The 13,589-nt window shown below is 69.9% G+C and carries 10 protein-coding genes and 1 pseudogene; 7 read left to right on the top strand and 4 right to left on the bottom strand.

Annotated features, from left to right (window positions below):
* The 4 genes from KUTG_RS61220 to KUTG_RS14190 all read right to left on the bottom strand — a co-directional run.
* On the bottom strand, positions 1-437 hold a 437-nt coding region (locus tag KUTG_RS61220; protein WP_043729315.1), incomplete at its 3' end, for a DUF6807 family protein.
* On the bottom strand, positions 434-2,431 hold the full coding sequence (locus tag KUTG_RS14200) for a hypothetical protein (RefSeq protein ID WP_198047159.1): 1,998 nt from the start codon (positions 2,429-2,431) through the stop codon (positions 434-436). The genes KUTG_RS14200 and KUTG_RS61220, both read right to left, overlap by 4 nt.
* Entirely contained in the window at positions 2,428-3,570 is a 1,143-nt protein-coding gene (locus KUTG_RS14195) for a Gfo/Idh/MocA family protein (RefSeq protein ID WP_052394480.1), read from the bottom strand. The genes KUTG_RS14200 and KUTG_RS14195 overlap by 4 nt, the downstream gene beginning before the upstream one ends.
* Position 3,571: 1 nt before the next feature.
* Complete coding sequence (locus tag KUTG_RS14190; RefSeq protein WP_043717277.1) at positions 3,572-4,477, bottom strand: N-acetylglucosamine kinase; 906 nt, start codon at positions 4,475-4,477, stop codon at positions 3,572-3,574.
* A 65-nt stretch (positions 4,478-4,542) separates the two neighbouring features.
* Between KUTG_RS14190 and KUTG_RS14185 the strand changes: the two genes are divergently transcribed.
* The 7 genes and pseudogenes from KUTG_RS14185 to KUTG_RS61215 all read left to right on the top strand — a co-directional run bounded on the left by KUTG_RS14185 (position 4,543) and on the right by KUTG_RS61215 (position 13,348).
* Positions 4,543-5,790, top strand: coding sequence for an ROK family protein (locus tag KUTG_RS14185; protein ID WP_084579310.1), 1,248 nt, complete (start codon positions 4,543-4,545; stop codon positions 5,788-5,790).
* Positions 5,791-5,989: 199 nt separating this feature from the next.
* Positions 5,990-6,946, top strand: a complete 957-nt coding sequence (locus KUTG_RS14180) for a carbohydrate ABC transporter permease (protein WP_084579308.1) — start codon at positions 5,990-5,992, stop codon at positions 6,944-6,946.
* Positions 6,947-6,960: 14 nt separating this feature from the next.
* On the top strand, positions 6,961-7,812 hold the full coding sequence (locus KUTG_RS14175) for a carbohydrate ABC transporter permease (protein WP_043717275.1): 852 nt from the start codon (positions 6,961-6,963) through the stop codon (positions 7,810-7,812).
* 45 nt (positions 7,813-7,857) lie between these two features.
* A pseudogene (locus KUTG_RS66150) lies at positions 7,858-8,412 on the top strand (ABC transporter substrate-binding protein); the annotation flags it as partial.
* A gap of 97 nt (positions 8,413-8,509) precedes the next feature.
* A complete protein-coding gene (locus tag KUTG_RS65200; RefSeq protein ID WP_084581121.1) occupies positions 8,510-9,169 on the top strand; it encodes an extracellular solute-binding protein in 660 nt (219 codons plus the stop codon).
* A gap of 11 nt (positions 9,170-9,180) precedes the next feature.
* A complete protein-coding gene (locus tag KUTG_RS14160; RefSeq protein WP_052394477.1) occupies positions 9,181-12,783 on the top strand; it encodes a glycoside hydrolase family 38 N-terminal domain-containing protein in 3,603 nt (1,200 codons plus the stop codon).
* A complete protein-coding gene (locus KUTG_RS61215) occupies positions 12,761-13,348 on the top strand; it encodes a hypothetical protein (protein WP_198047157.1) in 588 nt (195 codons plus the stop codon). The genes KUTG_RS14160 and KUTG_RS61215 overlap by 23 nt, the downstream gene beginning before the upstream one ends.
* Positions 13,349-13,589: the final 241 nt, after the last annotated feature.

The following is a 13,589-nucleotide window of genomic DNA, read 5'->3' as shown; positions in this document are numbered from 1 at the left end:
TGTCCCGGATTGGTCAGGTGCGTGCCCACGGTGAGCCGCCAACCGTTGGCGGCCCCCTCGGCACACACGGTGCGCCGCTCGACCAGCAATGTGTTGCCGCGCGGCCCCTTCCAGGCCAGGTCGTGGGTCACCGCGTCGAATGTCCGGTCACGCCAACCGATGTGCTCGACACGGCCGTGGTCGGGCAACCACACGTAGCCCCGTCCGTGCACGTAACTGCGTCCACCCCAGAGATTGGCCCCGGCCACATCGGGCATAGCCAGTCCGACCCCCAGGTGCCAGTGGTGGTCGGCCGGCAGTGCGTCGGTGATCACGGTGCCGGCGCGGGTGCGTATCGGATGCAGGTACGGCCTGGGGGCCAGGGTCGGATCGATCTGGGGGTCGATCACGTACTCGGCCACGGTCGAATCCCCGACACGCAGGACGGCGGGGGTCATCGAGCGGTCACCCGCAGCACGGGTTCGCCATGGGCGTCGCCCGACGGATGTCCGATCAGCGCGGTGAAATCCGGGGCCAGCACCCGCACGCCGTCGGCAGTCCGGCTGGCGGACACCGGAATCGGACCGGCCGCGGTCACCTCGTCGGCCGGCCCGTACCGCACCGCGAACACGGCGAGGTCGGAGGGCGCGTCGGCGATCCGGTCGGCCAGCACCAGGTTGGTCTGGGCGACACGCTGCCAGCCGGCGTCCGGATTGCCGTAGCCGCGGGGGTCGTCGGTCAGCTCGAACGCGACCTGCTCCTGGGTGAGTCCGACGGTGTGCGGGCTGTTGACGTGGGCTCGGCCGGCCGGCGGATTGATCACCCGCAGCCGGGCGCCGGCAGTGATGGCCAGGCCGCCGGCCACCAGCGCGCCGCTGGTCGCCAGGACCTTGCCGGGCCGACCGAGGTCGAACGGCGCGCCGCCGGGTGCGGCCACCTCGACGATCTTGCGCTGCCGGTCGCCCTCGGCGGTCGCATACGGCAGTCCGGCCAGGAACATCACCTCGGCGTCAGCCGGCAACGCCGTGCGGTCGAGAACGGTGACAACGTGCAACCGTGCGCCGTCGGATACGAACAACTGTTGCACAGCAAGCATGACCTGGTCGCGAGTCACGACCGCCTTCGTCACCAGCCTGGCACCCAGTCGGGCGCCGGTGTCCTCGCGGGTGCGCATCGGACCGAGGGCACGGGTGAGCAGCATGCGCTTGCCGTCCTGATACCGCACGAGCGGCCCGATCCCGTGCTGATGGTCCACGACGGACTCGATCGCGACCGTGTCGCCCACGTCGATCAGGTACGGCGTCAACTGGCCGGTGAACGACACCGAAGTTCGGCCTTGACGCAGCGAAAAAGGCGTGTGGACGACGGTGTTGCTCGGACCGCGGTGCCACCGCTGGTCGTCCAGCCAGAACCAGACCGTGGCGAACGCGAAGTGTCCACTCGGGACGCCGGACGGGCCGGCGCAGTAGTACGCGACCCGCCGATCGCCGAGATAGCGGCCGATGTCGGCGCCGATCCTGGTGCTGAACAGCCGCAGCCCGAGCATCCCCTCGCAGCCGCAATGCTGTTCGCTGTAACGGGGTCCCCCGAAGTCGAAGCCCCGGCTGGACAAGCGGCCCTCCAGGTACCGGGCGATCTCGTCGCCGTCGTCGAGGAAGCACTGCTCGCCGCTGACCTGGAACGCCCTGGCCAGGAACGTCAGCGAAATCGGAAGGTAGTTCTGGTCATGGCCTGCGCCGTGCTCCGCCGGCAGCCGCAAGCCCCGGTCGAGGAGTCGCGCCGACTGGATCTCCTTGTCGTACCAGGACATCGCCTCAGCCGCGATCCGATCGCCCTCGTGGACACCTGAGCGAGCACGCAGATGCCGGCCGAGCGTCAGTCCGGCCACCACCGCGCCGATCGCCTGGTTGGCGGTCTGCTGCGGGTTGAACAGACTCGCCTCGGTGAGCCAACGCCACAGCCCGACAGCGACCTCGGTCAGGTCGGCGTGCTGCTGGTCGGTCAGCAGCCCGCGCCCGATGTCCAGCACGTTGACGGCGTGCAGCAGACCCCACACGGTGCTCGGCCAGTCGCCGAAAGGATGTTCGCCGGCGGCGGGCAGGTAGCGGATGTGGGGCAGGCCGCTGTCACGGACCCGAAGGAACATCTCTCCCGGGTTGTCCGTGCGGAACACCCGGTGCGCCAGGAAGAAGTCCGTGCCGCGACGAGCGGCGGCGACCAGTTCGGCGTCCCGACGGTCGGCGCGATGCCAGGCAAGGCAGAGCAGCGAGACGACTCCGAGCGTCATGTCACCGATGTCGTCGTCGGCCGCCGGATCCTCCAGATTGCCGTCCGGCTGCTGGCCGGCGACGGCTTTCGCGACGGCGTCGGCGAGCACCGCGCGCAGGGTGTCGGGATCGTCGGGCAGGTCGTGCAGACTCGCATGCTGGCTCGGCAGGTACACCGGGGTCATGAGCACTCCTTGGCGGCCCAGGGCAAGTCCAGATCGGAGAACAGCACACCGCGTTCGCCGGCGGCCACCACGGTGTCCTCGATACCGGGGATGGTGCGCGCGGTCGGCGTGATCCGTAGGTGAGGCAACGGAATGGGCTTGGCCGTCGGGCCGGCGACGATCGCGGCCAGCACGGCGGTGGACGATCGCGTGTCGCGCAGCGGACTGCACAGCACGTCGCCGGCCGGGTCCTCGGACAGGTTCGCGATCAGATCGTCGATGAGTGCCACCCGATGGCCGGTCAACTCCGCGGTCCGGCCACTGATCCCGATCCGTGCGCGGTCCTGGGTGTACCACACGGTCGCCTGGCCCGCTGTGCCGAACACCCGCACGTACGGCTCGAATTCGCGCTCGGCGCACAAGGTCACCGCCGCGGTGATCGGAGCCCCGCCGGCCGGCTCGATCCGCGCACTCATCGTGTCGTCACTGTCGATCGGATAGGCGTGGTACGGCTCCGTGTGCACCCGCACCGGCCCAGTGGACTCCGGGGCGGCCAGGCGCAGCGCGAGGGCGACACCGTGAGCGAACGGGTTGGTCAGCGCCCCGTCGGCCACCACGACACCACCGACCATGCGCCGTCCGGCCCAGTCCGACCGGGCGTAGTAGTCCACGCCTCGACTCCAACACCCGACCACGCTCACCCGGCGCAGTTCTCCGAACTCACCGGATCGGCTGCGTCGCAACACCTCCTGCACCACGGTTGAGCCGAACGCCTGGAATCCCACCTGGCAGTGCCGGCGAGTTCGCTCGGCGACATCCAGCAGGCGGTCGTGCTCGGCGAGGCTGGTCACCGGCGGCTTCTCCACCAGGATGTGCGCGCCGTGCAGCATCGCCTGCTCGGCGAGTGCCGCGTGCACGTGACTGGGGGCGGCGATGACGGCGATGTCGGGACGCACCCGATTCAGCAGCCGGGCCGCGTCCGTGTCGAACACGCGGCCCGCCACCAGGTCCGCCTCCGGGCCGACGGGCTCGCGCACGTCGGCGACGCCGCACAGGACGAGTCGCCCGTCTCGGTCGCGGTCCAGCAGGTCGCCGAGATGCACCCGGCCGTGGCCGCGCATGCCGATGAGAGCCACCCTGGGCACGACGGGGTCCGCCACGTCAGCCCACCGCCAGCCGCTCGGCGAGCCGCACCGCGCCGACGACCGGATCGACGGTCAACCGGTGCACGGTGCTGACCGGCGCGATCATCCTGAGTTTGCGGGCGAATGTGTCGAACAGACTGGACTGGTTGAGGATCACCCCGCCCGCGACCACTACGTCGTCCACGTCGACGTCCCGACCGGCCATGCCCGTCACCAGACGGACAAGGGCGTCGGCCGCGTCGTCGACAACGGCGCGGGCCAGCGCGGAACCTCCGTGCAGCGCGTCGAACACCAACTCGGCCCGCCGTCCCCAGTTGACCGCGCCGGCCTCGGTCGCCATCGCTTCCGGCAGATCGGCCACCTCGGCCACGCCGTAGGAGCGCATCAGCGCGGTCGCGAGCAGGTCGGGCGGCTCGCCCCGGTCCCGGGCGGTCATGCTGGCCCGCACCGCCTCTCGGAGCAGGCCCGGCGCGCTGCCCTCATCCCCGATCAACCATCCCCAGCCGCCCATGAACACCGGCTCGTCCCGGCTGTCCCGGCCGACGGCCACCGAGCCGGTGCCGGCCACCACGCCGACGCCGGCGGTCAGGCCGCACGCCGGAACCAGCAACTCGGCGTCGTTGCGCACCAGACACTGGGCGGCGGGCAACCGGCGAGCCAGCTCAGTTGCCAGGGCCTCACATGCTCGTGCGCTGTCACAACCGTGGGCCCCGACGGCGACAGCGTCGACGGCGACGTCGGGCAGGCTGGCGGCGATCAGGTCGGTGAGGAATGCGGCAGCCGACGCGGCGTTGGCCGGCCGCCACCCCTCGCTCGTCACGATGCGGTCGGCCGTCACCCGGCCGCCGCGGGCGGCACGCAGGTGTGTCTTGGTGCCGCCGACATCGATCCCGACCCGAACGCCGGAGAACAGGTCCGGCACGCGGGTTCCTTTCCGGAAGTGTCAGAAATCGCGCGGCGCGTGGGTACCGCACTCTCAACTGATTGATGCTCACGTTCGTGGTGAACGTGGGAAGCGGCTGGGACCCGCTCTGTTCGTTAAGTAGTGAACTTACTAACGCGGCCATCTGTCAAGAGGTACGGTGCGAACCGTTAGCGGTCGGCACGAAGACGAAGGCAGGTGTCGGCGAGGTGGGCCTGTCCGCAAGTGCTCAGGATGTGTTTGTCGCGCTCACGGCGAGGGTCTCGGCCACCCGTCCGCAATTGGCCGTCGACTGCGGGCTTTCCAAGCCAACGGTTTCCGCGGCGGTGTCCGAACTGGAGGCCATCGAATTAATCGAACGTTATGGAGCCGCCCACGGAACAATTGGCCGCTCGGCGGCGGTATACCGACTCGGCCCGGCCGCCGGGTACGCGCTCGCCGTGGACCACGGCTCCACGCAGGTCTCGTTCCGGGCGGTCGCCCTGGACGGGCGACTGCTCGGCGAAGGCAACACCGAGGTCCTGTCCGAAGCGCGCGGGATGGTTCGCGCCTCGCTGCGCAGACGTGTTCGCAGCGGCCCGTTGCGCACGGTCGTGGTCGCGGTGTCCGATGTGGTGACGCCGGCCGGCCGCGGTGGCGATCCGGTGGTCGACGGGCGCGTCCGGGACGCGGTCGAGGCGCTCGGGTTGCCTGCGGGCGCGGCCGTGCTGACCGAGAACAATGTCAACTGTGCCGCCGTGGCGGAGATGCGCGAGGGAGTGGCCGGGAACCGGGAGACGTTCGTCTACCTCCAGGTCGGTGTGGGTATTGGCGCCGGGATCGTGGTCAACGGGCGGCTGCTGCGTGGTGAGAACGGCGCGGCGGGCGAGCTCGCGCGGCTCGCGTATCCGTGGACGGACGACCGGCCGGCGGACCATGAGGCGTTGGAAGCCCGGCTCGGTTCCCCCGGCCTGCTACGTCGGGCGCGGGCGCGCTGGTCCACTGCGGACGGTCCGCCGCCGCGTGACGCGGTTGCCCTGTTCGCGTTGGCCGAGCGGGGCCATCCGGTGGCCGGCCGTCTGGTCCGGGAGCATTCCAGGGAGGTGGGCAAGCTGGCGGTGTCGCTGAGTGCCGTGCTCGACCCCGGGTTGGTGGTGCTCGGCGGTGGCGTGGGCGCCAATCCTTTGCTCACCAGGGGAGTGGTCGACACGTTGGCCGAGCTGAGCTGGCCCACCGAGGTGGTCGTCAGCCGGCTCGGGGATCGCGCCACGGTGCTCGGCGCGGCGCAGCTGGCGCGGGAGCACGCGGTGCGGCGGGTCGTTGCCGCGCTCTAATCGTCTAGGTCAATTACCGTTGACACTCGAACCGGTCGACATCTACGGTCTTGGAAAGCGCATTCCAGCTCCCTGGGACGGACTGGGAACGGCGCCGTGCGTGGGAACAGAGCACACTGTCCACTCCGTGCGACCGGTCGCGACGCGATCGATGGCGCTAGAACGGCAAGCCACCACCGACGTCCCAGGAGTGTCACCCATGCCGGAGAACACGGTCGCCGCCCCGGCCGCCGTCCCCGTGCCGCCACCGCCCGAGGCACCGGTGCGGGTCCACAAGCGTAAGCGGCACAAGCACAATCTGGCCGGCTACGGTTTCATCGCGCCCTGGCTGATCGGCGTCTTCGGCTTCACGTTGATCCCGATGGTGTACTCGCTCTACTTGTCGTTGACCAAGTTCAGCCTGCTCGCCGCTCCACAGTGGACCGGATTCGACAACTACGTGAACCTCCTGCACGACCAGCGTTATCTCCAGGCGGTCAAGGTCACGCTGATCTACGTCCTGACGTCGGTGCCGTTGAAGCTGGCGCTGGCGCTGCTGGTCGCGGTGGCGCTCAACCGCGGGCTGGCGGCGCTGGGCTTCTACCGGTCCGTGTTCTACCTGCCGTCACTGCTGGGCGCGAGCGTCGCGGTGTCCGTGATGTGGCGGCAGATCTTCTCCCAGCAGGGGCTGCTCAACGAGTTTCTGAGCTGGTTCGGGATCAGGGGCGCGGACTGGATCGGCGACCCCCGGTACGCGCTGTGGACGCTGGTGCTGCTGTCCGGCTGGCAGTTCGGCACCCCGATGCTGATCTTCCTGGCCGGCCTCAAGCAACTGCCGCAGGAGCTCTACGAGGCCGCCGCGCTGGACGGCGCCGGCCGGTTCCGGGTCTTCTTCACGATCACCCTCCCGCTGCTGTCCCCGATGGTGTTCTTCAACCTGGTGCTGGAGACGATCAACGCGTTCCAGACCTTCACGCCGGCCTTCGTGGTGTCCAGCGGCACCGGCGGCCCGATCGACTCGACCCTGCTCTACACGCTCTATCTGTACCTCAAGGGATTCGGCAGCCTGCAGATGGGATACGCCTCGGCGATGGCCTGGGTGCTGTTCCTGGTGATCGGCGCGTTCACCGCCGTGTACTTCTGGTCGGCGCGCCGCTGGGTCAACTACGCCGAGTGAGAGCAGACACCGCGATGACAACCCCCGCCCTGCCCCGGCGCCGAGCCCGGTTCCACTGGCGCGCGCACGTCGTGCTGCTGCTGACGCTGATCGTGATGATCTACCCGCTGGTGTGGCTCGTCGGCGCGTCGTTCAAGCCGGAGAACCTGATCTTCACCACGGTCAACCCGCTGCCGTTCCAGTTCACCGTCGCCAACTACCTCAGCGGGTGGACCGCCACCGGCACCTCGTTCAGCGTGTACCTGGCCAACTCGGCGACGGTCTCGATCTGCGTGGTGGTCGGCAACCTGGTCTCCTGCTCGATGGCCGCGTACGCGTTCGCACGGTTGGACTTCGCGCTGCGCAGGGTGTGGTTCGCGCTGATGCTCGGCACGCTCATGCTGCCGTTCCAGGCCACACTGATCCCGCAGTACACGATCTTCTACCAGCTCAACTGGATCAACACGTTCCTGCCGCTGGTGGTGCCGTACCTCCTCGCCTACGACGCGTTTTTCATCTTCCTGATGGTGCAGTTCATCCGCGGCATCCCGCGCGAGCTGGACGAGGCGGCCGCGCTGGACGGCGCCGGCCAGCTACGGGTGTTCCTCACCATCACCGTGCCGCTGCTGCGGCCGGCACTGATCACCACCGGCGTGCTGACCTTCATCTGGACCTTCAACGACTTCCTGCGCCAGCTGGTCTATCTGTCGGACAACAGCCGCTACACCGTGCCGCTCGGGCTGAACTCGTTCATCGACAAGGCCAGCGGGTCCAGCTACGGCGGCATGCTCGCGATGTCCGTCGTGACCCTCGTGCCCACCGTCGCGGTTTTCCTGATCTCGCAGCGACGTCTCGTCGACGGCGTCGCGAACACCGGGATCAAGTGATCCATCGCCGCACCAGCGCCGTCCGAACAGAAAGAGAGAGCAGCCATGCCCCACGACCTGTCCAGGAGAGGGTTCCTCGGCCTCGCGGCCGGCGGCGCAGCGGTGACCGCACTGGCCGGCTGTGGCTTCGCGCCGCCCAGCACCAGTTCGCCGTCGAACAACTCGCTGACGTTCCGGTGGTGGGGCGGTGACGCCCGGAACAAGGCCTACCAGACGGCGTTGCAGGTGTTCACGAAGAAGACCGGCATCGCGGTGACCACCCAGTACTCCGGCTACGACGGCTACTTCGACAAACTGAACACCGAGTTCGCCGGCGGCAACCCGCCCGACATCTTCCAGATGGACACCGCGTTGGTGAGCACGTACGCGGCCAAGGGAGTGCTCACCGACCTGTCCGGCTACATCCCCGGCACCATCCACCTGGACACGCTGTACTCCGCGGTGCGCGGCGCGGGGACGGTCAACGGCAAGCCCTACGGCGTGCCGTCGGGCTCCGGCTACGCCCCTGTCCTGTACGACAAGACCGTGCTGGAGCAGCTGAAGGTCACGCTGCCCGCGGACAGCTGGACCTGGGACGACTTCTCCACCATCGCCGGCGAGGCCTCCAAGGCGCTCGGGTCGGGCAAGTACGGGGCACTGGACTCCTCCTTCGACGACTCCGGCGCGCTGCAGCCGTGGCTGCGCCAGCGCGGCAAGGATCTCTGCACCCCGAGCGGTCAACTCGGGCTTCGGGGCCGACGAGCTCACCGAGTGGTTCGACTACTGGGCCGGACTGCGCCGCAGCGGTGCGATCACCCCGCCGGACCTGCTGGCCAATGCCGGCGAGGCCAGCGGCACCCATCCACTGATCGCCGGCCAGATCGCGATGACGACGGGATGGGGACTGGCGCAGATGCAGCCGCTCACTCCGCACACCCTGGACATCGTGGTGGTGCCGCGGAGCAAGGAAGGCAAGACCGGCGAGGCGCTCAACGGCGGCGTGCTGCTGTGCGTGCCGGCCAAGAGCCACAACCCCGACGGCGCGGCCAAGCTGATCGACTTCTTCGTCAGCGACGACGACGCCATCAAGGCCATGGGCATCCAGCGCGGCCTCCCGCCCTCGGACAAGGCGCTGAACCTGCTGCTGCCCACTTTCGACGCCGCGGGCAAGCGGGACGTGACCTACGGCCAGTACGTGGCCCAGCAGGCGGCCAAGGACGGACTGCCCAACGCCCCGACGGCCCCGCCCGGCTACAAGGACGTCAAGACGGCCTTGGACAACGCGGCCAAGCAGATCGCCTTCGGCAAGACGACCATCGCCGACGGCGTCAGCCAGTTCTTCAGCGACGCCAAGACCGCGCTGGCCAACGCCAAGTAGCCGGGATCGACATGCCCATCACCAGTGTCCAGGACACGGACCTCTTCGTCGGGACGACCGCGGCGCCGCGTCAGATCGTGCGGGTGACCCTGGCCGGCCAGCGGTCGGCTCCGCTGCTGGTCCGGCTGGCCGGTCCGCTGGTGCGGACGCCGGAGGCGGCGGCCGTGCCGATGGGCGTTGACGAGGTCGTGGTGGAGGTCGGCATCGTCTTCGCGGCGCCGACCTCTCCCGGTGTGGCGTACCCGGCGACCGTGCTCGTCGAACGCGCCGACGACGGCAGCGCACTGTCTACTCTGGACACGATGGTGACGGCCGCGGAGACCGGCTGGACCATGTGGATGGTCTCGCACTTCCACTACGACCCGGTGTGGTGGAACACCCAGGCCGGCTTCACCGACACCTGGCTGGACCTGCCCGGCGCGCAGGAGAAGCGGATGCCGTTCCAGCTCTCGGCGTTCGATCTGGTGCGCGCCCACCTGGACGCCGCCCGCCAGGACGAGGACTACCGGTTCGTGCTGGCCGAGGTCGACTACCTCAAGCCGCACTGGGACGCCTTCCCCGAGGACCGCCGCGACCTGCGCGGGTTCATCCGTGACGGGCGCATCGAGTTGGTCGGCGGCAACTACAACGAGGCCAACACCAACCTGACCCACCCCGAGTCGACCATCCGCAACGCCGTGCACGGCATCGGCTACCAGCGCGACGTGCTCGGCGCCGACCCGCGTTCGGCGTGGATGCTGGACGTGTTCGGGCACGACCCGGCCTATCCGGGCCTGATGGCCGACGCCGGACTGGACTCCAGCGTCTGGGCGCGCGGGCCATGGCACCACGTCGGGGCCAAGCGGCACACCGGCGACATCACCCGGATGCAGTTCCCCTCGGAGTTCGAGTGGATCGCGCCGAGCGGTCGCGGGCTGCTCACCGCCTACCTCGCCGACCACTATGTCGCCGGCTGGGACATCGAACGCAAGGCCACGCTGGACGAGGCGATGGCCGAGGCGTACCGGCAGTTCAGCACGCTGCGTCGGGTGGCGGCGACCCGCAACGTGCTCCTGCCGGTCGGCCACGACCACAATGTCCCGTCCCGGTTCTGCACCCAGATCCACCGCGAGTGGAACGCCAGATACGTGTGGCCCAGGTTCGTGGTCGGCCTGCCCCGCGAGTTCTTCGCCGCGGTGCGCGCCGACGCCGCCGAGCGCTCGGTGACGTTCTCGCCGCAGACCCGGGACATGAACCCGGTCTACACCGGCAAGGACGTCTCCTACATCGACACCAAGCAGGCGCAGCGCTCGGCCGAAGTGTCCGTTTTGGACGGTGAACGAGTGGCCACGCTCGCCGCGCTGCTCGGCGCCCGCTTTCCCGACGAGGCGCTGGACAAGGCGTGGCGGCAGCTGGTGTACGGCGCGCACCACGACGCGATCACCGGCACCGAGTCCGACCAGGTCTACCTGGATCTGGTCGCCGGCTGGCGGGAGGCCGACGAGCTCGGCCGCGAGGTGCTCGCCGGCGCCGTCGATCACCTGGCCTCGCGGGTGGACACCTCGGGGCCGGGGCAGGCGGTGATCGCGGTCAACACGGTGTCCTTCGTCAGAGACGCTGTGGTCTCCGTGACCGTACGAGATCTTCCGCCCGATGCCCGGGGCGTCGCACTGGTCGATCCGCATGGCGAACCTGTGCCCGCCGTGACGGACGCGGTGCTGCGGACTCCGGACGGCGTCCTCGTCGAAGTCACCCTGACTTTCCTTGCCCGTCAACTGCCCGCCTGCGGATACCGGGTCTACCGAGCGGTCGGCGCCGAGACCGTGCCGCCGTCGTGGACGGCCGAATCCGCCCATCGGCCGATCGAGAACGACGCCTTCGTGGTCGAGGCCGATCCGGCCCGGGGCGGCGCGCTGTCGCGGGTCCGCGATCGACGTGCCGGACGAGAGCTGGTGCGCGACGGTGGGTTGGCGTCGGAGCTGGTGTTGCAGGCCGAGCACGCCCAGCACCCGGTGTGGGAGGAAGGGCCGTGGCACCTGCTTCCAGCTGGGCCCGGCCGGGGCAGTGGCGAGACACCGGCCGAGGTGCGCGTGGAGACGAGCCCGCTCGGCGAGCGGATCGTCAGCAGCACGGAGCTCGGCGGGCTGCGGATCACCCAGCACACCGTGCTCTGGCGGGGACTGTCCAGAGTGGACATCCGGTGCTTCGTGGACGGTTCCATCGGGCAGGATCACCTGCTGCGCGCGAGGTTCGCCTTCGACCTGCCGGGCGCGCTGCCGGTGGCGGAGGTCGGCTTCGCGGCCGTGGGCCGGTCGTTCGGCTTCCCCGATGTTGATGCCGCCGAGCTGTCCAGCCCGGTTCGGCTGCGGCTGCGGCGCCAGGACGGCCGTAGCCAGGACCACTGCGTCGGAGTTGCCGAACTGGTGGCCGCCGCCGACGAGCGTCTGGTGCGTGAACTGCTCGTCGCCTTGGTGGCCAAGGGCGTGACCGCGACGACCACGCGCCCGGAGGGACCGCGGTACGGCGCCCTGGACGTCGACTCGAACCTGCCCGATGTGCGCATCGTCATGGCCGGCAACGTCTTTGCGGAGGAGGTGCTGGGCAGCGCGGGCGACTCCTATCGGCGGGCGTTGGACCGACATGGCCGGGTTTTCGTGCCGGCGACCCGGACGCGACGAGAGCTGTGGACACCGGACGCCGACCTTCGCGGACCCCGGGACCTGGCCGTGCTGATCGTCGCCGACCTGGGCGCGTTGATCGCGGACCTCGCCGACGCGTGCGTGGAAGTCGATGTGCCCGACGGACTCGCGGGAACGTCCGAGCCGGCCGTGGACCACTCGGTGGCCGTGGTGAACCGCGGCACGCCGGGATTTGTCGTCGCCCCGGACGGCACGCTGCACATCTCGCTGATGCGGTCGTGCAGCGGCTGGCCGTGCGGGGTGTGGATCGACGGCGAACGTCGCACGGCCCCGGACGGTTCCAGCTTCGCCTGGCAGCATTGGTCGCACGCCTTCGAGCTGAGCCTGGTTTCCGGCGCGGGCGACTGGCGGCAGGCCGGTTTCGCCCGTGCCGGCCAGGACGTCAACCACCCGGTGCGCGCCCGACAGGTGCCCAGCACGCCCGGTGACCTGCCGTCGGAGCTCGGCCTGATCACGGTGTCTCCGCCCGAGGTGCTGCTCACCGCGGCCAAGCCGGCGGGCAACCCGCTCGCCTCCGGTGCCGCGGACACAATGGCTCCGGCCGACGGGATCACCGTGCGGCTCTACGAGACCACGGGCACACCGGTGACCGCCACGGTCGGCCTGCACGGCGGGCTCACGTCGGCATGCCGCACAGACGTGTTGGAAGAGAGGAGAACCGAGCCGCTCACCGTCCACAGTGGCCGCGCCACCGTCGGGTTGGCCGCTGCGGATGTCGCCACCGTGCGCCTCACGCCGTCGCCCGTGCTGATCGACTCCAGTGTCCGACTGGCTCGTGCTCAGGAGCCGGTGCAACCGGTGTTCACCCCGCTACTGGCGGCACAACGCGGGACCGGCGCCGCTCGGCAACCTCCCGTTGAGCGTGCACGTCAGCCCGGCGCGGCTACACCTGGATCTCGGCGGGACGGCGGAGGTGCGGGTCACCGTCAGCTGTAGCGGGCGGCCGGCGTCCGGTGCCGTCGAACTCGCCATCCCCCCGGGACTCGTCGCCGAGCAGCCGGGCAGATGGGCCTACTACCTCTCCCGCGACGGGTTCGCCGAGTTCACGCTCACCGTGCGCGGCACGCTACCGGGTCGTCGGCTGCTCGCCGCCCGTATCCGCGACAGCCTGGGCCAACTCCTTGAGGACACCAGCGAAGTAGTCGTCGGCAAGCCGCCCGCGGACGACACTCTGCTCGGCGTTCGGCTGGGCGCGGACGTGCTGGAACTGGCCGCGGGCCGGGTCGTCGAACTGCCGGTGTTGCTGGAAAACCACGCCCAGAGCGAGATCCGGGGTGAGGCGACGCTGATCAGCCCGTATGGGACCTGGGCCGACGACGTGCGCGTCGGCCCGCGGATTCAGCCGTTCACCGTCGCCGCAAGCGGCACGGCATCGATCTCCTTCAGCGCGCATGCGGCCGGCACGGCCAGGATTGGCTCGCACTGGTGGGCATTGGTGCGCGTCGCCTGCCACGGCCGGGTGGCTTACACGCCAGCCGTGGCCGTTCACGTGGTCGGCTGACGGGCGGTTCCTGAACTGACGTCGATCCGGCTTCGCCGATCGGGAAAGCGCGAATAGTTCGCCTGGTGCGCGACGCGCACGTCCTGGGGAGCGAACTGCTCGCCGCCGCCGACGGGTGCAGGACCGCGGTGGAGGGCATCGGCGCCCACGAGGAGAACATGCGCGACTACGGCTTCGCGGCCGTGTGGATGTCCGCGGCGGTCGGTGAGAAGGCGATCGGCCACCGCCCGTTGCCGATGTG

This window comes from Kutzneria sp. 744 (assembly GCF_000568255.1).
Taxonomy (GTDB): domain Bacteria; phylum Actinomycetota; class Actinomycetes; order Mycobacteriales; family Pseudonocardiaceae; genus Kutzneria.
The sequence above is the reverse complement of the archived record's forward strand: the minus strand, read 5'-3'. Positions and strand labels throughout refer to the sequence as shown.

Excerpts from the sequence above, each read along its gene's own strand:
- KUTG_RS14200 (WP_198047159.1), bottom strand. The coding sequence starts at position 2,431 with ATGACCCCGGTGTACCTGCCGAGCCAGCATGCGAGTCTGCACGACCTG.
- KUTG_RS14185 (WP_084579310.1), top strand. The coding sequence starts at position 4,543 with ATGCTCACGTTCGTGGTGAACGTGGGAAGCGGCTGGGACCCGCTCTGT.
- KUTG_RS14180 (WP_084579308.1), top strand. The coding sequence starts at position 5,990 with ATGCCGGAGAACACGGTCGCCGCCCCGGCCGCCGTCCCCGTGCCGCCA.
- KUTG_RS14175 (WP_043717275.1), top strand. The coding sequence starts at position 6,961 with ATGACAACCCCCGCCCTGCCCCGGCGCCGAGCCCGGTTCCACTGGCGC.
- KUTG_RS14160 (WP_052394477.1), top strand. The coding sequence starts at position 9,181 with ATGCCCATCACCAGTGTCCAGGACACGGACCTCTTCGTCGGGACGACC.